Source organism: Kutzneria sp. NPDC051319, assembly GCF_040682195.1.
Classification (GTDB): domain Bacteria; phylum Actinomycetota; class Actinomycetes; order Mycobacteriales; family Pseudonocardiaceae; genus Kutzneria.
On sequence record NZ_JBFBAM010000004.1, the window covers coordinates 154,248 to 172,605 of the forward strand.

The 18,358-nt window shown below is 70.3% G+C and carries 22 protein-coding genes; all 22 read left to right on the forward strand.

Features of this window, described 5'->3' with window-relative positions:
• The first annotated feature begins 110 nt into the window (after positions 1–110).
• The 22 genes from AB0M73_RS05500 to AB0M73_RS05605 all read left to right on the forward strand — a co-directional run bounded on the left by AB0M73_RS05500 (position 111) and on the right by AB0M73_RS05605 (position 18,342).
• The gene (locus AB0M73_RS05500) at positions 111–548 is read left to right on the forward strand and encodes a cupin domain-containing protein (protein ID WP_363887191.1); all 438 of its coding nucleotides are present in this window, start codon (positions 111–113) and stop codon (positions 546–548) included.
• The gene (locus tag AB0M73_RS05505; protein ID WP_363887193.1) at positions 545–1,813 is read left to right on the forward strand and encodes a beta-ketoacyl-[acyl-carrier-protein] synthase family protein; all 1,269 of its coding nucleotides are present in this window, start codon (positions 545–547) and stop codon (positions 1,811–1,813) included. Before AB0M73_RS05500 ends, AB0M73_RS05505 begins: the two co-directional genes overlap by 4 nt.
• Positions 1,810–3,048: a beta-ketoacyl synthase N-terminal-like domain-containing protein gene (locus tag AB0M73_RS05510; RefSeq protein ID WP_363887195.1), complete on the forward strand. Its 1,239-nt coding sequence runs from the start codon at positions 1,810–1,812 to the stop codon at positions 3,046–3,048. Before AB0M73_RS05505 ends, AB0M73_RS05510 begins: the two co-directional genes overlap by 4 nt.
• Positions 3,049–3,065: 17 nt before the next feature.
• Positions 3,066–3,350 carry an acyl carrier protein gene (locus tag AB0M73_RS05515; RefSeq protein WP_043718726.1) on the forward strand — a complete coding sequence of 95 codons (285 nt, stop codon included), beginning with the start codon at positions 3,066–3,068 and terminating at the stop codon, positions 3,348–3,350.
• 1 nt (position 3,351) lies between these two features.
• Positions 3,352–3,864, forward strand: coding sequence for a hypothetical protein (locus AB0M73_RS05520; RefSeq protein ID WP_363887198.1), 513 nt, complete (start codon positions 3,352–3,354; stop codon positions 3,862–3,864).
• A 3-nt stretch (positions 3,865–3,867) separates the two neighbouring features.
• Positions 3,868–4,827 (forward strand): SRPBCC family protein, encoded by a 960-nt coding sequence (locus AB0M73_RS05525; RefSeq protein ID WP_063753542.1) that lies wholly within the window; start codon positions 3,868–3,870, stop codon positions 4,825–4,827.
• Positions 4,824–5,744 (forward strand): hypothetical protein, encoded by a 921-nt coding sequence (locus AB0M73_RS05530; protein WP_363887202.1) that lies wholly within the window; start codon positions 4,824–4,826, stop codon positions 5,742–5,744. Before AB0M73_RS05525 ends, AB0M73_RS05530 begins: the two co-directional genes overlap by 4 nt.
• Positions 5,741–6,217, forward strand: a complete 477-nt coding sequence (locus AB0M73_RS05535) for a hypothetical protein (RefSeq protein WP_363887205.1) — start codon at positions 5,741–5,743, stop codon at positions 6,215–6,217. Before AB0M73_RS05530 ends, AB0M73_RS05535 begins: the two co-directional genes overlap by 4 nt.
• Positions 6,214–6,939: an SDR family NAD(P)-dependent oxidoreductase gene (locus tag AB0M73_RS05540; RefSeq protein WP_363887207.1), complete on the forward strand. Its 726-nt coding sequence runs from the start codon at positions 6,214–6,216 to the stop codon at positions 6,937–6,939. Before AB0M73_RS05535 ends, AB0M73_RS05540 begins: the two co-directional genes overlap by 4 nt.
• Before the next feature lie 8 nt (positions 6,940–6,947).
• Positions 6,948–7,676, forward strand: a complete 729-nt coding sequence (locus AB0M73_RS05545) for an SDR family NAD(P)-dependent oxidoreductase (protein WP_232240864.1) — start codon at positions 6,948–6,950, stop codon at positions 7,674–7,676.
• Between the two features lie 2 nt (positions 7,677–7,678).
• On the forward strand, positions 7,679–7,978 hold the full coding sequence (locus AB0M73_RS05550) for an antibiotic biosynthesis monooxygenase (RefSeq protein ID WP_052394997.1): 300 nt from the start codon (positions 7,679–7,681) through the stop codon (positions 7,976–7,978).
• The gene (locus AB0M73_RS05555; RefSeq protein WP_157494645.1) at positions 7,975–8,280 is read left to right on the forward strand and encodes an antibiotic biosynthesis monooxygenase family protein; all 306 of its coding nucleotides are present in this window, start codon (positions 7,975–7,977) and stop codon (positions 8,278–8,280) included. Before AB0M73_RS05550 ends, AB0M73_RS05555 begins: the two co-directional genes overlap by 4 nt.
• Position 8,281: 1 nt before the next feature.
• Positions 8,282–9,349 (forward strand): methyltransferase, encoded by a 1,068-nt coding sequence (locus AB0M73_RS05560; protein WP_363887213.1) that lies wholly within the window; start codon positions 8,282–8,284, stop codon positions 9,347–9,349.
• A 111-nt stretch (positions 9,350–9,460) separates the two neighbouring features.
• The gene (locus AB0M73_RS05565; protein ID WP_363887216.1) at positions 9,461–9,841 is read left to right on the forward strand and encodes a SchA/CurD-like domain-containing protein; all 381 of its coding nucleotides are present in this window, start codon (positions 9,461–9,463) and stop codon (positions 9,839–9,841) included.
• Complete coding sequence (locus AB0M73_RS05570) at positions 9,834–10,580, forward strand: SDR family NAD(P)-dependent oxidoreductase (protein WP_363887219.1); 747 nt, start codon at positions 9,834–9,836, stop codon at positions 10,578–10,580. The genes AB0M73_RS05565 and AB0M73_RS05570 overlap by 8 nt, the downstream gene beginning before the upstream one ends.
• A 14-nt stretch (positions 10,581–10,594) precedes the next feature.
• Positions 10,595–11,476, forward strand: coding sequence for an NAD(P)-dependent oxidoreductase (locus tag AB0M73_RS05575; RefSeq protein ID WP_363887221.1), 882 nt, complete (start codon positions 10,595–10,597; stop codon positions 11,474–11,476).
• The gene (locus AB0M73_RS05580) at positions 11,473–12,429 is read left to right on the forward strand and encodes an amidohydrolase family protein (RefSeq protein ID WP_363887224.1); all 957 of its coding nucleotides are present in this window, start codon (positions 11,473–11,475) and stop codon (positions 12,427–12,429) included. Before AB0M73_RS05575 ends, AB0M73_RS05580 begins: the two co-directional genes overlap by 4 nt.
• Before the next feature lie 28 nt (positions 12,430–12,457).
• Complete coding sequence (locus tag AB0M73_RS05585; RefSeq protein WP_363887226.1) at positions 12,458–13,660, forward strand: acyltransferase; 1,203 nt, start codon at positions 12,458–12,460, stop codon at positions 13,658–13,660.
• A 12-nt stretch (positions 13,661–13,672) separates the two neighbouring features.
• Positions 13,673–13,993, forward strand: a complete 321-nt coding sequence (locus AB0M73_RS05590) for a TcmI family type II polyketide cyclase (RefSeq protein WP_363887228.1) — start codon at positions 13,673–13,675, stop codon at positions 13,991–13,993.
• Positions 13,994–14,111: 118 nt separating this feature from the next.
• The gene (locus AB0M73_RS05595) at positions 14,112–14,717 is read left to right on the forward strand and encodes a hypothetical protein (protein WP_363887230.1); all 606 of its coding nucleotides are present in this window, start codon (positions 14,112–14,114) and stop codon (positions 14,715–14,717) included.
• A gap of 13 nt (positions 14,718–14,730) precedes the next feature.
• Positions 14,731–16,863, forward strand: coding sequence for an MMPL family transporter (locus tag AB0M73_RS05600; RefSeq protein ID WP_363887232.1), 2,133 nt, complete (start codon positions 14,731–14,733; stop codon positions 16,861–16,863).
• Positions 16,864–16,869: 6 nt separating this feature from the next.
• Positions 16,870–18,342 (forward strand): MFS transporter, encoded by a 1,473-nt coding sequence (locus AB0M73_RS05605; protein WP_363887235.1) that lies wholly within the window; start codon positions 16,870–16,872, stop codon positions 18,340–18,342.
• Positions 18,343–18,358 lie beyond the last annotated feature (16 nt).

Genomic DNA, 18,358 nt, shown 5'->3' on the forward strand with positions numbered 1-18,358 from the left:
ACTTCCTGGCATCTTGATGCCATCGGAAACCCCTTTGTTTCCGCGCCGGCTCTGCGCAGACTTCTGTCGGGAAAACCCGTCGAGAAAGAATTCTGCGCAACCGTAGGGAGATGCTCGTGCTCGCATCGGGTCTCAAGCCGATTTCCATGCTCGACGTCCCCGCCGACACGCGGCGAGGCGGCGAGATCCGCACGCTTTTGTCGCCTCGCACCGTCGGCTCGACGTCGGGGTTCATGGGGGTGGCGACCGTCGCGCCCGGCGACTACATCGCCTCCCACAAGCACCCGTATTCGGAGGAATTCGTGTTCCTGGTCCGGGGCCGGCTGCGGGCCGACCTCGGCGACGAGTCGGTGGCGCTGACCGCCGGGCAGGGCCTGCTGGTGCCGCTGCACACCCCGCACCGGCTGGTGAACACCGGCGACGAGGAGGCGTTCCTCGTTTTCCACCTCGGCCCGCTGGCGCCGCGGCCGGAGCTGGGCCACGTCGACCTGGAGGAGCACGGCGCCGTGGTCCCGAACGCCGTGGGTCCGAACGCGGGGCAGTCATGACCGGCAGACGGGTCGCCGTCACGGGCGTCGGCGTCGTCGCGCCCGGTGGCATCGGGGCCAAGGAGTTCTGGTCGCTGCTGGTCGACGGCCGCACCGCCACCCGACGCATCACCCGCTTCGAGGCGTCCACGTTCCGCTCGCAGATCGCCGCCGAGTGCGACTTCGACCCGCTCCAGATGGGCCTGACCGCCCGCGAGCTGCGGCGGATGGACCTGTACGTGCAGTACGCGCTGGTCGCCGCCCGCGAAGCGGTGGAGAACTGCGGGCTGGACTGGGACGCCATCGACCTCGACCGCGTCGGCACGTCCATGGGCACCGCCGTCGGCGGCACCGTGCTCCTGGAGGACGAGTACCTGCCGGCCTCCGACAACGCCACGCAGTGGTCGGCCGACCTGCGCTTCCTGCACCCGTTCATGTACGACGCGCTGGTCCCGAGCAGCCTGGCCGCCGAGATCGCGGCCTCGTTCGGCGCGGGCGGCCCGGCCGCCGTGGTGTCCACCGGCTGCACCTCGGGCCTGGACGCCCTCGGCCACGCCGCCGCGCTGATCGCCGACGGCGCCGCCGATGTGATGATCGCCGGCGCGGCCGAGTCGCCGATCTCGCCGATCTCGGTCGCCTGCTTCGACGCCATCAAGGCGACCTCACCCAACAACGCCGAGCCGACCACCGCGTCGCGGCCGTTCGACCGACGCCGGGACGGCTTCGTGCTCGGCGAGGGCGCGGCCACGCTCGTGCTGGAGGAGTACGAGTCGGCCCGCCGCCGCGGGGCGCACATCTACTGCGAGGTAACGGGTTTCGCCAGCACCGGCAACGCGCACCACATGACCGGGCTGACCGCCGAGGGCATCGAGATGTCCGAGGCGATCGACCGCGCGATGCGCCAGGCCCGGCTCAACGCCGAGGACATCGGCTACATCAACGCGCACGGCTCCGGCACCAAGCAGAACGACCGGCACGAGACGGCGGCGTTCAAGCGCAGCCTCGGCGAGTCCGCGTACCGGACCCCGGTCAGCTCCATCAAGTCCATGGTCGGCCACTCGCTCGGGGCCATCGGCTCCATCGAGACGGCGGCCTGCGTGCTGGCCTTCGCCAACGACGCGGTGCCGCCGACGGCCAACCTGCACGAGCCGGATCCCTTGTGCGACCTGGACTACGTGCCGTTGCAGGCCCGCCCGGCGCGGCTGGAGCACGTGCTCACGGTGGGCAGCGGCTTCGGCGGCTTCCAGTCCGCGCTGGTGATGAGCAGGGAGTTGGTGGACCGATGACCGCACTGAAGATGGTGATCTCCGGCATCGGCGCGGTCACCCCGATCGGCGCCACCACGGCGACGTACTGGGACGCGGTGCGCAAAGGCGTGTCGGGACTGGGCTGGATCAGCCGGTTCGACCTGACCGACTACCCGTGCCGGGTCGGCGGCGAGGTGCACGACATCGACATCGCCGAGCACGTGCTGCCCCGGATCGCCGCGCAGACCGACCGCTGGACCCAGCTCGGTCTGGTCGCGGCCGGGCAGGCGTTGGAGGACTCGGGACACCAGTCGCCGGGCGAGAACCCCTACGACACGGCCGTGATCACGGCCAGCAGCTCCGGCGGCAACGAGTTCGGCCAGCGCGAGATCCACAAGCTGTGGACCGACGGCCCGCACGCGGTCGGCGCCTACCAGTCCATCGCCTGGTTCTACGCGGCGACGACCGGCCAGGTGGCGATCAAGCACGGCGCCAAGGGGCCGTGCGGCGTGCTGGCCACCGAGTCGGCCGGCGGCCTCGACGCCATCGGCCTGAGCCGGCGAGTGTTACGGCGGGGCGAGGCCAAGGCCGTCGTCACCGGCGCGACCGAGGCGCCGATCAGCCCGTACGCGCTGGCCTGCCAGCTGCGTGGCGGACGCCTGTCGCTGATCGACGACCCGATGGCCGCGTACCTGCCGTTCTCCACGACGGCGGCCGGACACGTGGTCGGCGAGGGCGGCGCGATGCTGCTCGTCGAGGAGCAGTCCCGTGCGGAAGACCGTGGCGCGGAACGGATCTACGCGGAGGTCGCCGGCTACGCGGCCACGCACGACGGGCGGCACACCACCGAGCGGGCCAGCGGTGTCGGCCTGGCGCGGGCGGCGCGGCTGGCGCTGGACGACGCCGGCGTGCAGCCGCAGGACGTGGACGCCGTTTTTGCCGACGGGGCCGCCACTCCGGACCTGGACCAGGCCGAGATCGCCGCCCTGCGCACGGTCTTCGGCGCACGGCCCGTGCCGGTGTGCCTGCCCAAGACGCTGGTCGGCCGCATGTACGCCGGCTCGGCGGCGCTGGACGTGGCCACCGCCGCGCTGGCGCTGTTCCACGGCGAGCTGCCGCCGTCGCCGGCGATCGAGAAGGCGCCGTGGGCGGTCGACCTGGACCTGGTGCACGAGCTGCGCACCGCCGACCTGCGGCACGTCCTGGTGCTGGCCAGGGGCTACGGCGGCTTCAACGCCGCGGTGGTGCTGCGCAAGGCCGAGAAAACCCCTTAGAGACAAGGAGAATCACCATGACCATCGCGCCGAGCAAGTCGGGTCTGAGCACCGAGCAGCTGGTCGCCACGCTGGCCGAGCTGATGACGCAGGGCGGCTTCCCCACCACCGCCCGCGAGCTCAACGAGAACCTGGACGCGCTGTACGACAAGTGGGAGCTGGACTCGCTCGGGCACCTGGACCTGATGGTCGCGCTGGGCAACCGCTTCGGCGTCACCATCACCGACGCCGACGCCGAGGAGCTCAAGACGCCCACCGCCACGCTGCACTTCCTGACCACCGTGCTGCGAGTGGACAGCTGACGTGAGCGCGAACCCCCTGGCCGGCCACGTCATTCCCGGCGTCAACGGGACCGCGGTGGACTTCGACGCCCACCGCGGGGCCCCGCTGGTCGTGGTGCTGGGCAACAGGCACACCCAGAAGACCGGCCACGAGATCATCGAGTCGCTGCGGTCGCACCCGCAGACCATGTCGGTGCCCGTCGTGCAGGTGGCCTGCCTGCGCGACGTGCCCAAGCCGTTGCAGGCCATGGCCACCCGGCACATCACCGCCGGCTACCGCGCGCAGCTGTCCGACCTGGCCGCCCGCCGGGCCGCGCTGGGCGCGCCGGCCGTGGACGAGTCGACGCTGCTGAACATCGCGCTGGACTGGACCGGCGAGGTCACCGGCGGCTTCGGCTTCAGCGCCGCCGACCGCACGCCGGTGGTGCTGGTGCTCGACCACGAGCAGCGGCAACTGGCCCGGGTCACCGAACCCGGCGCGTTCGCGGCGATCAGGGCCGCGCTGGCCACCACTTCCGTCGAAGGGACCGTGTAGGAGATGGCTGCCCGTACCGAGAACTCCGTGCACCTCAACGCCCCGTTCGATCTGGTCTGGGACATCACCAACGACGTCCCCGGCTGGCCGCGGCTGTTCAGCGAGTACGCCGAGGCCGAGGTGATCGAGCAGAAGGCCGACTACGTCAAGTTCCGGCTCACCATGCACCCCGACGAGCAGGGCCGGGTGTGGAGCTGGGTGTCCGAGCGCGAGCTGGACCGCGCGGCCCGCACGGTCGTGGCCCGCCGCGTCGAGACGGGTCCCTTCGAGTACATGAACATCCGCTGGACCTACGAGCCCGCGGCCGACGGCGGCACGGTGATGCGCTGGGTGCAGGACTTCCAGATGAAGCCCGGCGCCCCGGTGGACGACGCCGGCATGCGCGACCGGATCAACAGCAACAGCGCGATCCAGCTGGAACTGATCAAGAACACCGTGGAGGGCGCGGCGGCGGCCAAGAGCCTGCGCGGCTATGTGCTGCCGGGCGTCGGCGACACCGAGGTCGATCTGTCCACAAAGGCCGGACGGCCGCTGGTGGTCGTGCTGGGCAACCGGATCACCCAGAAGGCCGGCCACGACCTGGTGGACGCGCTGCGCACCGACCCGGCGACGGCGGAGGTGCCCATCATCCAGGTGGCGCACCTGCAAGGCGTGCCGCGCAGCCTGCGCAAGGTCGCCGAGCGCGACATCGCCGGCGGCCGGGCCAAGCAGGTCGAGCGGGCGACGCGGCTGCGCGTCGAGGCCGGGCTGGTGGCCACCGGCGAGGACGAGGCCATCGGGCTCGCCCTGGACTGGCAGGGAATCCTCGGCGCCGCCTACGGGTTCGGCACGCGGGACAAGTCGCTGCTGACCATCGTCGCCGATCCGTACCTGTGCGTGCTCACCGTGATCCGGTCCGACGACGCCCTGCCGGGCATCCGCGCGGCCCTGGATTCCCTTGCCGTCAAGGAGGTCGTGTCGTGACCGCGGTTCTGGGGCAGACCCGGGTCGTGGGTGTGCTGCCCGCCGCCCAGCCGTTCGACCTGCGGACGTCCATCCGCTTCCTGCGTGGCTTCGGCGCCTGCCGTGGCGACCAGGTGATGACCGTGGACAGCCTGACCAAGGCGATCGCCGTCGACGGCCAGGCCATCGCGTTCAAGGTCGCCTCCCGCCGGGGCGGCGTGGACTACGTGCTGCACTCCGACGAGCCGATCTCCGACCGGACCAGGGAAATCGTCTGCCACAAGATCGACGGCTACCTGAGCCTGTCGGACAACCTGGCCGAGTTCTACGCGCTGGCCCAGGAGGACCACCCGGACTACGCCCGGCTGGTGCGCAATCTCTGGGGCCTGCACCAGGTTCGCTTCCTCACGGTGGCGGAGATCGGCGTGTGGGCGATACTCTCGCAGCGCACGCCCAAGAACGTCTCCACGGCGCTGAAGCGGCGGATCACCCAGAACTTCGGCCGCAAGATCAGCTTCGAAGGCTCTGACTACCAGGCCTTTCCGGAGCTGACCGATCTTCAGCACCTGAGCGCGGCCGACTGGGTCGGCATCGTCAAGAACGGGCGCAAGGCGGAGTACCTGGCCTCGCTGGTGCACGGCCTGCTGGACATCGGCGAGGACTACCTGGCCACCGCCCCGTACGAGGAGGCGACCAAGGCGCTGCGGCGGATCAAGGGCGTCGGCGAGTTCTCCGCCGCCGCGATCCTGCTGCGCGGCCTGGGCCGGATGGACTTCGTGCCGCTGGACATGCCCAACTTCGCCGAGGCCACCGCCAAGGTCTACGGCGAGGGCTACGACAACCAGCTGCTGCGCGACCGCTACGGCAAGCACCTGGGCTACTGGGCGTACTACCTGCACACGGGGTTGGGTGCGCTGAAGGACGAGGCGCTGTCATGAGCCGGCTTCCCGTCAGCCTGACCCAGGACTTCGAGCTCATGCCGGACGAGGCCCGGGCGCAGGTGTTGTTCATCAGCAAGACCCGGTTGACACTCAAGGGTTTCCTCACCGGCGGCCCGCTGGTGTGGAAGATGATGCGCCGGCTCAAGCGGACCCCGGGCTTCGTGTTCCACAAGGGACTGTTCAAGTTCCCGCTGACCACCGGGGCCATCGCCTTCTTCGAGAGCTACGAGGCGCTGCAGGACTTCGCCCGCTCGCCGGAGCACCTGGCGCTGGTCAAGTGGGGCACCGTGCCGGGCCGGGTGCGCAGCGGCTTCATCCGCATCATGCGCACCGCGCCGACCGGCAGCGGCTTCGGCGACTGGATCAAGCCGGAGGAGCAGCAGTCGCTGGACCGCCGGCGGCTGATCCCGATCGTGTCCAAGGAGACCGACTGGGACAACGAACTGACCACGAGCGGGAGGACGGCATGACTCGCACGGCACTGGTCACCGGCGCGAGCCGGGGCATCGGCAAGGCCGTGGTGCAGCGGCTGCTGGCCGACGGCGTCCGCGTGTGCGGCCTGTACCGCACCGAGGGCGAGGCGGCGGAGCTGCTGGCCAAGGAGCTGGAGGCCGCGTCCCCCAAGGGAATCGCGCTCCAGTGCGACATCTCCGACGAGCAGCAGGTGCACGCGGCGGTCGCCCGCTGCGCCGAGGAGTTCGGCGGCATCGACGTGCTGGTCAACAACGCCGGCGTGACCACGTTCGCGCTGCTGGAGAATCTCGAGCGGGCGCACTGGGATTCCCTGTTCGCCACCAACGTCACCGGGCCGTACCTGGTGACGAGGGCCGTGCTGCCGCTGATGGGCCCGGGGGCCAGCATCGTCACGATCACCTCCGGCCTGGGCATCACCGGCGCGCCCGGCAAGACTCATTACGCGGCAAGCAAGGCGGCGCTGATCGGCTTCACCAAGGCGCTCAGCCGCGAGGTCGGCCGGCGCGACATCCGGGTCAACGCCATCGCGCCCGGCATCATCGAGACCGAGATGTCGGCCGTGGGCCTCAATCCCGAGCTGAAGGCCCGCTACGAGGGGCAGTGCGCGCTCGGCCGCATCGGGCAGTCGCCCGAGCTGGCCGAGGTCGTTGCCTTCCTCGCCGACCACCGTTCCTCCTACGTCAACGGCCAGACCCTGATGGTCGACGGCGGAATGTGAGACATGTCGTGACTGGAATCGATCTGACCGGCAAGACCGCGCTGGTCACCGGCGGCACCCGCGGCATCGGGCGGGCCACCGCGCTGACGCTGGCCCGCCACGGCGCCACCGTCACCGCGGTCGGCTCCCGCCCCAGCGAGGCCGCCGACCAGCTGGCCGAGGACCTGAAGGCGTTGTCCAGCGAGCACGCCGTCGCCTTCGCCGACGTGTCCGACGAGTCCGAGGTGTCCGCGCTCGCGGAACGCGTTGGGGCGCTGGACATCGTGGTGAACAACGCCGGCGTCGTCAGCAGCGCCTCGCTGCTGGGCATGGAGCTCGACGAGTGGCACCGGGTGGTGGACACCAACCTCACCGGCATGTTCCTCGTCGTGCGCTCGGTGCTGCCTCGCCTGCGGGACAACGCATCCATCGTCAACGTGACCTCGGCGGTGGCCTGGGTCGGCATGCCCGAGCGGACCCACTACACCGCGGCCAAGGCCGGCGTGCACGGCCTGACCCGGTCCATGTGCAAGGAACTGGGTCCGCGTCGGATCCGGGTCAACAGCGTGGCGCCGGGCATCGTGCAGACCGACCAGGTCGCCGGGCTCACGCCCGAGCAGCGCACCCGCTACGCCAACCTGGCCGCGCTGGGCCGGCTCGGCCAGCCCGAGGACATCGCCGACACGGTGCTGTTCCTGGCCAGCGACCTGTCCGGCTTCGTCAACGGGGCACTGCTCTACGTGGACGGAGGCATCTGAGCATGGCCGTCCGGATGACCCTGACCATGCAGGTCGGCACCACCGACGCCGACGAGTTCATCACCCGGTGCCGGCCGGCCGCCGACTACGCGGCCACCGTCGAGGGCTGCCTCGGGCAGGCCATCACCGCCCGCGACCTGGCCGACGGCGTCACCGAGTTCGTGATCACCAGCGACTGGACGGACCGGGAGTCCTTCCACCGCTTCGAAACCAGCGAGGAACAGGACCGCGTCACCGCCCCGCTGGCCGCACTGCGGCGCAGCGCCCGGATGGAACTAGCCGAGATCGGAGCACAGCAGTGACCGCACGAGTGATGGTGCTCGCCCGTATTCGCCAGGGCGACGAGGAGCAGTTCGAGGCGGCCTACGCCGAGGTGACCGCCAAGGTCGCCGGCACCCCCGGGCACATCCGCGACGAGCTGCTGCGGCCGACCGCGGACGACGACCGTTACATCCTGCTGTCCGAGTGGGAGAACACGGCCGCCTTCCTGGCCTGGGAGGACGCCCCGATCCACAAGCAGACCACCACCCCGCTGCGGCCGTACTGGGCCGGCGCGGTCGAGCGCAACATCCACGAAGTGGCCTACTCGCTGAAGGAGATCTGAGATGACGCAGGTTCAGGAGACCCCGGTTGTGCACGAGGGCCTCGTCGCCGACCCGCCGGACACCGCCCTGCTGCCGGAGTCCGCGCAGATCCTGCTGATGGCCACCAGCAAGTGGGTGTCGCAGTCGCTGTACGTCGCGGCGAAGCTCGGCGTGGCCGACTTGCTGGCCGACGGCCCGCGCAAGCCGGCCGAGCTGGCCGAGGCCACCGGCACGCATGCCCGGTCGCTGCACCGGATCCTGCGGGCCATCGCCAGCGTCGGCGTGTTCGCCGAGGACACCGAGGGCCGCTTCGGCCAGACCCCGCTGTCCGAGTTCCTGCGCGCCGACGTGCCGGGATCCCTGCGCCAGGCCGTGATCTTCTTCGGCGAGGACTTCACCTGGCGCCCCTACGGCCGGATCCTCGACACCGTGCGCACCGGCGCCCCGGTGTTCAACCAGCTCAACGACGTGCCGGACATGTTCGCCTACATGGCCAAGAACCCGGAGAGCCAGCAGATCTTCGACGGCGCGATGCTGGCCCTGTCCGGCGACTCGATCAGCGACATCACCGACCGCTACGACTTCTCGACCGCCGGCAAGGTCGTGGACATCGGCGGCGGCCAGGGCTTCCTGGTCTCGGAGATCCTGCGGGCCAACCCGGACACCACGGCCATCCTGTTCGACCAGCAGTCCGTTGTGGACGTTGCGGTGACCGGCGAGTTCGGCGACCGCGTCGAACTGGCCGCGGGCAGCTTCTTCGAGACCGTGCCGGGCGGCGGCGACACGTACATCCTCAAGAGCGTTCTGCACGACTGGAACGACGACCAGTGCGCGGACATCCTCGGCCGCGTGCGCCGGGCCATCGGCGACCGGCCGGACGCGCGGCTGCTGGTCATCGAGGCCGTGGTGCCGGCGCTCAACGGATGGGGCTTCGCCAAGTTCATGGACGTGGAGATGATGGTCAACGTCGGCGGCGTCGAGCGCACCGAGGCGGAGTGGCGGGACCTGTTCGCCCGCGCCGGTTTCGCGCTCGACGAGATCGTCGAGATCAACCCGCCCAACTCGATCCTGGTGGGGCGCCCGGCATGACGCCGGCGGCCGCGCGGGTCCTCGACTGGTTCGCCTGGTACGGCGCGGCCCTGCTCGGCGTGCCGGACCCGTACTTCTGGAACGACGAAATCGAGAGCGAGGGGTACCACGATGTCACAGCAGTGGGCGCTGACCTGGAACGTCCGGCGGGGGACCGAGGACGACGTGATCCGGCTGTTCGAGCGCAGTGGTCGGCCTGACCACACCGTGCGCGACGCCGCCGGCGAAGTTGTCGGCCTGCTCAAGAGAACCTCGGTGTTCATGCGGCAGAACACCGTCGTGCGGGTGATCGAGTTCGACGGTGACTTCATCGACGTGGCCAAGCACATGGGCCAGCAGCGGGAGGTCCGCGACCTGGAGACGGCGCTGGAGCAGTACCTGGAGGAGGAGCGGGACATGTCCACCCCGGAGAAGACCGCCGCCTTCTTCGCCTCGGCCAGCATGCGCTGCATCCTCAGCCGCCGGCACGACGAGGAGCTGGCCGATGTCTGACCGGATTGCCTTGGTGGTAGGGGGTTACGGCGGCATTGGCCGCGCGGTCTGCGACCAGCTGGGAGCCGAGGGTGCCACGGTGGCGGTCGCCGGCCGCACGCTGAGCAGCGCCGAGATCGCCTGCAAGGAACTGCGTGTACAGGGCGTGCGAGCCTTTCCGTACACGGTGGACCTGGCCGACAAGGTCACCGTGGACCGGCTCGTCGCGGATGTGACCGAGGACCTCGGCGCCGTCGACGTGCTGGTCAACCTGGCCGCCATCGACGCCCACGGCCCGGCGCTGGAGGTCTCGCCGCAGGAGTGGGACCGGGTGATCGGCATCAACCTGTCCGGCAGCTTCTGGCTGGCCCAGGCGGTCGGCCGGGAGATGGTCGACGCCGGCCGGCCGGGCCGGATCGTGCTGCTGTCCTCCACCCGGGGCGAATACGGCGGCCGGCGCGGGTTCTCCGCCTACGGCGCGTCCAAGGCCGGCGTGAACCTGTTGGTCAAGCAGCTCAGCACGGAGTGGGCGGCGCACGGGGTGACGGTCAACGCCGTCGCGCCCGGGTTCGTGCCGACCGGGCTGACCGCGGGCGTGGACAACGAGTTCACCGCCATGATGATCCGCCGCATCCCGGCCTGCCGCTTCGCCCGTCCCGAGGAGGTGGCCGCCGCCGTGACGTTCTTCGCGTCGCCGCAGGCCAGCTTCGTCACCGGACAGGTGTTGTACGTCGACGGCGGCGTCACCGCCAGCTCCTAGGAGGAAAGACCACCATGACTTCGACGATCGCCGTGCTGGGCACCGGCGCCATGGGCGCCGGCATGGCCGAGCGGCTGCTGGACGAGGGCCACCGGCTGCGGGTGTGGAACCGCAGCACGGAGAAGTTGTTGCCGTTGCTGGAAAGAGGAGCCGTCGCCGCGGCCACGCCGGCCGAGGCCGCGCGAGGTGCCGACGCGGTGCTGGTCAGCCTGGCCCACGCGGATGCGGTGACGACTGTCCTGTTTGGACCGGACGGCGCCGTGCACGGGTTGGCCAAGGGCGCGCTCGTGTTGGACACCAGCACGACCTCGGCCGAGTCGGCCCGAGAAATCGGCTCGCTGGCGGAGAAGGCGGGCCTGCGATTCGTCGAGTCGCGGGTGCTGGGCAACCCGCACCACGCCCGCGGCGGCCAGCTCCGGGTCCTCGTCGGCGGCCCGGAGCCGTACATCGAGGCCGCCCGGCCGCTGCTGGAGGCCATCGGCAAGGACGTGAACGTGCTGGGGGAGTGGGGATCCGGCGCGCAGATGAAGATCGCGCTGAACCTGTTCCTCGGCGTCCAGCTGGCCGGCCTGGCCGAGGCGGTGGACATCGGGGCGGCCGCCGGCCTGGACCGGGCGACCGTGCTCGGCGTGCTGGGCGGCAGCGGCTACAGCTCGCCGGTGGTGGCCTTCCGCTGCATGCTGGTCAACGCCGGCCGCCTGGAGCCGGCGGCGTTCCGGCTGGACCTGATGGACAAGGACCTCCGCCTGGCCACCGATCTGGCCGCCGCCAACGGCGTCTCGGCCCCGGTCACCGTCGCCTCCGGCGAGCTGTTCCGGCAAGGTGTGGCGGCCGGCCTCGGCCACCTGGACGCGGTCGCCGTGGTGCGGCCGACCGAGCCGGCGGTGGCGTCGTGATCATCGACGTGCACGGCCACGTGACCGCGCCGGAACTGCTGGCCAAGTACCCGATGCCGCCCAGCCTCGGCGACATCGACGGCATGATCGAGCGCAAGCTCGCGGCCGGCATCGGGCTGACCGTGGTCGGCAGCCCGGTCGGTTTCGGCACCATGACCCGCATCCCCGGCCTCGACAACTACGCGCAGCCCGCGGACAAGCTGGCCTGTTTCCACGACTGGATGGGCGAGACCGTCCGCGCGCACGCCGATCACCTGCTGGCCTACGCCTACGTCAATCCCTTCGGGACGGACGCCGAACTGGCCGCGGCGGCGGAGCTGGTGCGCCGGCCCGAGTTCGTCGGCTTCATCGTGAACACATCGGTGCGCGGGCGCTTCTTGGACGACCCGGGCGCGGACGGCTTCTTCGCCCTGGCCGCCGAAGCCGGCGTCCCGATCATGCTGCACCCGCCGGCCGAGCCGGTCGGATCCCCGGCGCTGAGCCACTTCGGCCTGGTGGAGCAGCTGGCCCGGTTCACCGACGTGCACCTGAGCCTGGCCACCCTGATCATGGGCGGCCGGTTCGAGAACGACCCGAGCCTGCGGGTGATCGCGGCCACGGGTGGCGGGGCGCTGGCCCTGCTGGCCGACCGGCTCGATCTCGCGCACTCCCCGCGACACTGGGCGGCCGCCGGCAAGCCGGCCCTGCCCCGCCGGCCCAGCAGCTACTTCTCGCAGATCTGGGTGGACACGGCCTCGCACAGCACGCAGGCGTTGCGCGCCAACGTGTCCGTGTTCGGTGCCGACCACGTGCTGTTCGGCACCGACACTCCGCCGCTGCCGCACGAGGTCGCCGACCTGGTGAAGACCGTGACCGATCTCGGTCTGTCCACAGCGGACACCCACGACATCCTGACCGGCAACGCCGTCCGCCTGCTCGGCCTGTCCGAGGACCGGCTGCGCGCGGCCGCCTGAGACGACTCCAGAGGAAACGAGCCGTGCCATGACCTCAACGATCCCCGCATCCACCGGATCGGCTCCCCCCGCGTCGACCCCTACGTCGACTTCGGTATCGACTTCTGCCGACCAACCGAAACCGTCCAAGCTCCGGCTGGCGACGCTGCCCGGCCTGCGGGTGTTCGCGTCCCTGACCGTGTTCATGGACCACTCCCTGCTGCCCCTGCCGGGTGTGAACCCGTTCGCGGACACCGCCTTCGGCGACGCCTTCGAGGCCGTGTTCCGGGTCGCGGCGTTCGGCTGCGTCTCGTTCTTCTTCGTGCTCAGCGGTTTCCTGCTGACCTGGCTGGCCAAGCCCACCGACAGCTACGGCGGCTTCCTGCGCCGCCGGCTGGTCCGTATCTACCCGGGCCACCTGGTCACGATGCTGATCTGCCTGCTGGGCATGGGGGCGGCGCTGTGGCAGGTGCTGCCCAACATCTTCCTGGTGCAGTCCTGGGTGCCGCGCTACGAGGTGTGGGCCGCCCTCAACGGCTCCACCTGGTCGCTGGCCTGCGAGATCCCGTTCTACCTGCTGTTCCCGTTCATCCTGCGCTGGGTCAACAAGATCGCGCCCAGCCGGCTGTGGTGGTGGGTCGGCGGCATCGTCGCCACGGTGTTCGTGGTCTCCACCATCTCCAACTTCCTGGTGCCGAACACGCCGCAGTTCCCGTTCTCCTCGCCCATCGGCATGACTCAGTTCTGGATGGTCTACACCGCGCCGCCCACCCGCATGCTGGACTTCGTGCTCGGCATGATCATGTGCCGGATCATCAAGACCGGCCGCTGGATCAACCTCGGCCTGGTGCCGGCCATCGCCATCTACCTGGTGGCCGGCGCGGTCGGCTTGCTGCTGCCGTTCACCTACGAGCTGGCCTTCGTGGAGATCCTGCCGGCCGCGCTGCTGGTCACCGCGGCCGCCGCCACCGATGTGCACAACCGGCGTTCCCTGTTGCGCGGCAAGATATGGGCCAAGCTCGGGGACATGTCGTACTCCTTCTACCTGGTGCACGGCATCGTGGTGTTCGGCGGCGGAACCCTGCTGCGCAACGGACAGCTGTTCAGCATCCCGGCCGCCTTCGGCATCATCGCCATCGACCTGCTGGTCAGCCTCGGCCTGGCCTGGCTGCTCTACACCTTCGTCGAGCGCCCGATCCGCACCCGCTGGTCCGTCGCGAGACCCAAGCTTCCCAAGCTCATTCCCACCTGATCGGAGGCCGTCATGACCACCACGCTCATCGTCGCCCGGATGACGCCGGACGCGGCCGGGCGGGTCGCCGACATCTTCACCGAGTCGGACCGGACCGCCCTGCCCGGGCTGGTCGGCGTCACCCGCCGCCAGCTGTTCCGCTACCAGGGCCTGTACTTCCACCTGTTCGAGACCGACGAGCAGGGCCCGCAGCGGGTCGAGGACGTGCGCGGGCACGAGCTCTTCGTCGACGTCAACGACAAGCTGGCCAACCACATCGAGCCCTACGACCCGCAGACCTGGCGCTCCCCGCGCGATGCCATGGCCGAGCAGTTCTACCACTGGTCGTCGTGACCGCGACGCCCTGATGGCAGGAAGCTGCCAGGCAGCAGGGTGCCAGTTCCACCGCCTTCCCGGCGCCGGCCGGGCTGGGCAGACTTGACCATGCCGGGAAAAGGAAGGAAACACGACAGTGTCCCGAGTACGCAGAGCCGGCATGCTGGCGGTGGCCGCGGCGGTCGTCGCACTCGGCGTGTCCACCGCATTCCTCGGCGGAACCGGAAAGGCGCCGGCCGCTCCGGTCGGCGACAGCATCGTCGGCGCCACGTCTCCGTTGTCCGGCAAGCTCATCGTCAACGCCGACGCGCCGGCCGAGGGGACCACCAGCGTCCGCTACACCGGTTCCACCGCAGAATGCGCCTTCCTGCACAAGAAGTACCCCGAAGGCGTGCCGGAGACCGACTGCGTCAACATCGCCACCTTCACCTCGACGAAGACGGCTCGGACCGTGCAGCTGTGCTCCGCCTACAGCTGCGACGCCTGGCACGCGTCCGTCGACTTCGGACTGAGCTACGACGGCGCGGCCGTGTCGGCCACCGGCGGAACCTGCCACTACGGCGGATTCGCCTACGACGCCCTGAAGGACTGGTCCTCGCACACCGGCGACGGCACCGGGAAGGTCACCATGGCCGCCGACTTCTACGTGATCATCAACGGCATCCCGATCACCGTGGAATGGCATGTCCGCACGGTGAACCAGGCCGACGGCCGCTGGCACATCGACGTCTACCACACCTGAGGAGGGCTGAGTCATGTTCCACAGAATCGTTGCCCTGCCCGGTGGGCGCCGGGCCAAGTGGGTCGTGCTGGTGGCCTGGATCGCGCTGCTCGTGCCGGCCTTCTCGCTGGCCGGGATGCTCGGCTCGGTGCAGAAGAACGACATCTCGGCGTGGCTGCCGAGTTCGTCGGAGTCGGCCAGGTTCCTGGCCGCCGCCCAGAAGTTCGAGGCCGGCGACACCATGCCGACCATCGTCGTCTACGCCCGGTCGAGCGGCCTCACCCCGGCCGACCTGAAGAAGGTCAACGCCGACGCGGTGCTGTTCCAGCACGTGCCGGACGTGACCGGCCAGGTGCAGCTGCCACTGGTGTCCGACGACCTCAAGGCCGTGGCCACCGTGGTTCCGGTGCGGGTCGGCGAGTCCGGCTGGACCGGCATCGCCAAGGTGGTCGACGCGCTGAACGCCATAGCCGGCAAGGATTCCGGCGGTCTGGTCAGCCACGTCACCGGCCCCGGCGGCTACGCCTCCGACTCCGGCAAGGCGTTCGGCGACGCCGACCTGCTGATGATCATCGCTGTGCTGGTGGTCGTGGCCATCCTGCTGTTCACCTACCGCAGCCCAACCCTGTGGCTGCTGCCGGTGATCACCGCCGTGGTGGCGGTGTTCGCCTCGGAGGCGGTGATTGCGGTGCTGGCCAAGTACGCCGGCATCGTCGTGAACTCGCAGAGCAGCTTCATCCTGAGCGTGCTGGTGTTCGGCGCGGCCACGGACTACGCACTGCTGCTGGTGGCCCGATATCGCGAGGAGCTGCGGCTGCACGTGGACCGTCACGACGCGATGGCGGCGGCGCTGCGCCGATCCGGCCCGGCGATCATCGCCAGCGCCGCGACGGTCGCGGTCAGCCTGCTCGTGCTGATGCTGGCCACGCTGAACTCCACCAGCGGCCTCGGTCCGGTGTGCGCGGTCGGCATCGTGGTCGCCCTGCTGGCGATGATGACGCTCATGCCGGCCCTGCTGGTGATCTGCGGCCGGTGGATCTTCTGGCCGGTGCGGCCGGCGTTCGGCTCGCTGCCGCCGGCCCGCGAGGGAATCTGGGCCCGTGTTGGGAAACTGGTGGCCCGCAAGCCCCGGCTGACCTGGATCGGCACGGCGGTCGTGCTCGGTTCGTTCGCGCTGGGCATGGTCGGCCTGCACGCCGAAGGCATCCCGCAGGACGACCAGTTCACCAAGGTCACCGAGGCCGTCGCCGGCGAACAGCTGCAGACACAGCACTTTCCGGCCGGCGCCGGCAATCCGATCTGCGTCGTGGTGAACTCGTCCACTTCGGACCAGGTGCGGCTGACGCTGTCCCTGCTGCCCACGATCGCCACGGTCGTGCAGCTGGATGCCAAGGACGGCAAGGCGTTCGTCATGGCCACGCCTCGGGCGGCCTCGGACAGCCCGGAATCGCTGGCCACCGCGCGGCAGGTGCGTGACGTCGTGCACGGCATCAAGGGCGCCGAGGCGGAGGTCGGCGGCGGTTCGGCCATCACGCTGGACATGCAGGACGGCGCCGCCCGCGACTCGCTCGTGGTCATCCCGGCCATCCTGCTGGTCGTGCTGGCGATCCTGGTGCTGTTGCTGCGGTCGATCGTCGCGCCGCTGGTGCTGGTCGGCACCGTGGTGCTGTCCTTCGCCGCCACCATGGGCATCAGCACCGTGGTGTTCGACCACGTGTTCCACTTCGGCGGCATGGACGCCGCGTTCCCGTTGCAGGCGTTCACCTTCCTGGTGGCGCTCGGCGTGGACTACAACATCTTCCTGGTGACCAGGGTGCGGGAGGAATCCCGGCGGCTGGGCACCAGGCGGGGCGCGCTGACCGGCCTGACGGCGACCGGCGGCGTGATCAGCTCGGCCGGCCTGGTGCTGGCCGGCACGTTCGCCGCCATGGCGTCGCTGCCGATGGTGTTCGCCGCCGAGCTCGGCTTCACCGTCGCCGTCGGCGTGCTGATCGACACGTTCGTGGTCCGCTCGGTGCTGGTCACCGCGCTGACCCTGGACCTGGGGGAGGCCATGTGGTGGCCGCGCCGGGTCCGCACCGAAACACCCGGTCCGGAAGTAGGACGGGAACTGGCCTACATCGGGGCTAGCGTCACCGCTGCTCCACTCGAAGCGCAGGAAAGGTAGAGACGGATGACCATCGCCCCCACCGCTGTGGCTCCCACAGCGCCCGCCGCGGCCGATCGCCGCCGGTGGCTCGCCCTCGCGGTGGTGATGACCGCCGCCTTCATGGACCTGGTCGACGTCACCATCGTCAACATCGCCGTGCCCAGCATCCAGCGGGACACCGGCGCCTCGTTCAGCGCCGTCCAGTGGATCACCGGCGGCTACGCGCTGGCGTTCGCGCTCGGTCTGATCACCGGCGGCCGACTCGGCGACATCTTCGGCCGCAAGCGCCTGTTCCTGCTCGGCATCGGCGGCTTCACCGTCGCGTCCGCGCTGTGCGGCCTCGCGGTCAGCCCCGACATGCTCGTGGCGTCCCGAGTGCTGCAGGGCGTGGCCGGCGCGATGATGGTGCCGCAGGTGCTGTCGATCATCCACGTCACCTTCCCGGCGCAGGAGCGGGGCAAGGTGTTCGGCATGTACGGCGCGATGGTCGGCCTCGGCGCCGTGGCCGGCCCGCTGCTGGGCGCGCTGCTGACGCAGTGGAACCTCTTCGGCCTGGAGTGGCGGCCGATCTTCCTGGTCAACCTGCCCATCGGCATCGCCGGCCTGGTGCTCGGCGCCAAGTTCATCACCGAGTCCCGCAGCCCCAACGCGTTGCGCATCGACATCGTCGGCACCGTGCTCGCCACCGCCGGCCTGCTGCTGGTGCTGTTCCCGCTGACCCAGGGCGAGCAGCTCGGCTGGCCACTGTGGACGTTCGCGCTGATGGCCGCCGGCGTGGCCGTGTTCGTCGGCTTCGTCGCCTTCGAGCGGGCCAAGATGCGCCGCGACGGCTCGCCGCTGGTCGAGCTGTCCCTGTTCCGTATCAAGAGCTTCGCCGCCGGCATCGGCGTCCAGCTGGTCTTCGGCGCCACCACCGGCATCTTCTTCCTGATCTGGACGCTGTACATGCAGACCGGCCTCGGCTGGGACACCCTGCAGGCCGGCCTGACCGCCGTCCCGTTCTCCATCGCCGTCGGCGGCGCGGCCGGCGTGTCCGTCGCCGTGCTGGTGCCCAAGTTCGGCCGCAAGGTGCTCCAGGCCGGCGCGCTGGTCATGGCCGTCGGCGTGCTGGTCTACATGCTGCTGGTCAACGGCATCGGCACCGGCATCACCACGTGGGAGATGATTCCCGCGCTGCTGGTGATGGGCTTCGGCATGGGCCTGATCATCTCGCCGATCACCGACGCCATCCTGTCCGACGTGCCGGCCGAGCACTCCGGCTCCGCCTCCGGCCTGATCAGCACCGTGCAGCAGATCGGCTGGGCCTTCGGCCTCGGCCTGGTGTCGGTGGCCTTCTTCGGGGCCGTCGGCAACATCGCCCCCACCGACCCCAACCGCGCCGCGGCCTACAGCACCGCCTTCAGCCACGGCCTCTGGTGGGTGGCCGGCGGCCTCATCCTGGCCTTCGCCCTGATGTTCGCCCTGCCCAAGAAGGTCAAGCCGGCCACGGCCTCCTGACCCTTCCCCATGACGC

What these genes read in the sequence shown, in the direction of transcription:
- AB0M73_RS05500 (WP_363887191.1), top strand. Translation starts at nt 111, where the DNA reads ATGCTCGTGCTCGCATCGGGTCTCAAGCCGATTTCCATGCTCGACGTC.
- AB0M73_RS05505 (WP_363887193.1), top strand. Translation starts at nt 545, where the DNA reads ATGACCGGCAGACGGGTCGCCGTCACGGGCGTCGGCGTCGTCGCGCCC.
- AB0M73_RS05510 (WP_363887195.1), top strand. Translation starts at nt 1,810, where the DNA reads ATGACCGCACTGAAGATGGTGATCTCCGGCATCGGCGCGGTCACCCCG.
- AB0M73_RS05515 (WP_043718726.1), top strand. Translation starts at nt 3,066, where the DNA reads ATGACCATCGCGCCGAGCAAGTCGGGTCTGAGCACCGAGCAGCTGGTC.
- AB0M73_RS05525 (WP_063753542.1), top strand. Translation starts at nt 3,868, where the DNA reads ATGGCTGCCCGTACCGAGAACTCCGTGCACCTCAACGCCCCGTTCGAT.
- AB0M73_RS05535 (WP_363887205.1), top strand. Translation starts at nt 5,741, where the DNA reads ATGAGCCGGCTTCCCGTCAGCCTGACCCAGGACTTCGAGCTCATGCCG.
- AB0M73_RS05540 (WP_363887207.1), top strand. Translation starts at nt 6,214, where the DNA reads ATGACTCGCACGGCACTGGTCACCGGCGCGAGCCGGGGCATCGGCAAG.
- AB0M73_RS05550 (WP_052394997.1), top strand. Translation starts at nt 7,679, where the DNA reads ATGGCCGTCCGGATGACCCTGACCATGCAGGTCGGCACCACCGACGCC.
- AB0M73_RS05560 (WP_363887213.1), top strand. Translation starts at nt 8,282, where the DNA reads ATGACGCAGGTTCAGGAGACCCCGGTTGTGCACGAGGGCCTCGTCGCC.
- AB0M73_RS05565 (WP_363887216.1), top strand. Translation starts at nt 9,461, where the DNA reads ATGTCACAGCAGTGGGCGCTGACCTGGAACGTCCGGCGGGGGACCGAG.
- AB0M73_RS05570 (WP_363887219.1), top strand. Translation starts at nt 9,834, where the DNA reads ATGTCTGACCGGATTGCCTTGGTGGTAGGGGGTTACGGCGGCATTGGC.
- AB0M73_RS05575 (WP_363887221.1), top strand. Translation starts at nt 10,595, where the DNA reads ATGACTTCGACGATCGCCGTGCTGGGCACCGGCGCCATGGGCGCCGGC.
- AB0M73_RS05585 (WP_363887226.1), top strand. Translation starts at nt 12,458, where the DNA reads ATGACCTCAACGATCCCCGCATCCACCGGATCGGCTCCCCCCGCGTCG.
- AB0M73_RS05590 (WP_363887228.1), top strand. Translation starts at nt 13,673, where the DNA reads ATGACCACCACGCTCATCGTCGCCCGGATGACGCCGGACGCGGCCGGG.
- AB0M73_RS05600 (WP_363887232.1), top strand. Translation starts at nt 14,731, where the DNA reads ATGTTCCACAGAATCGTTGCCCTGCCCGGTGGGCGCCGGGCCAAGTGG.
- AB0M73_RS05605 (WP_363887235.1), top strand. Translation starts at nt 16,870, where the DNA reads ATGACCATCGCCCCCACCGCTGTGGCTCCCACAGCGCCCGCCGCGGCC.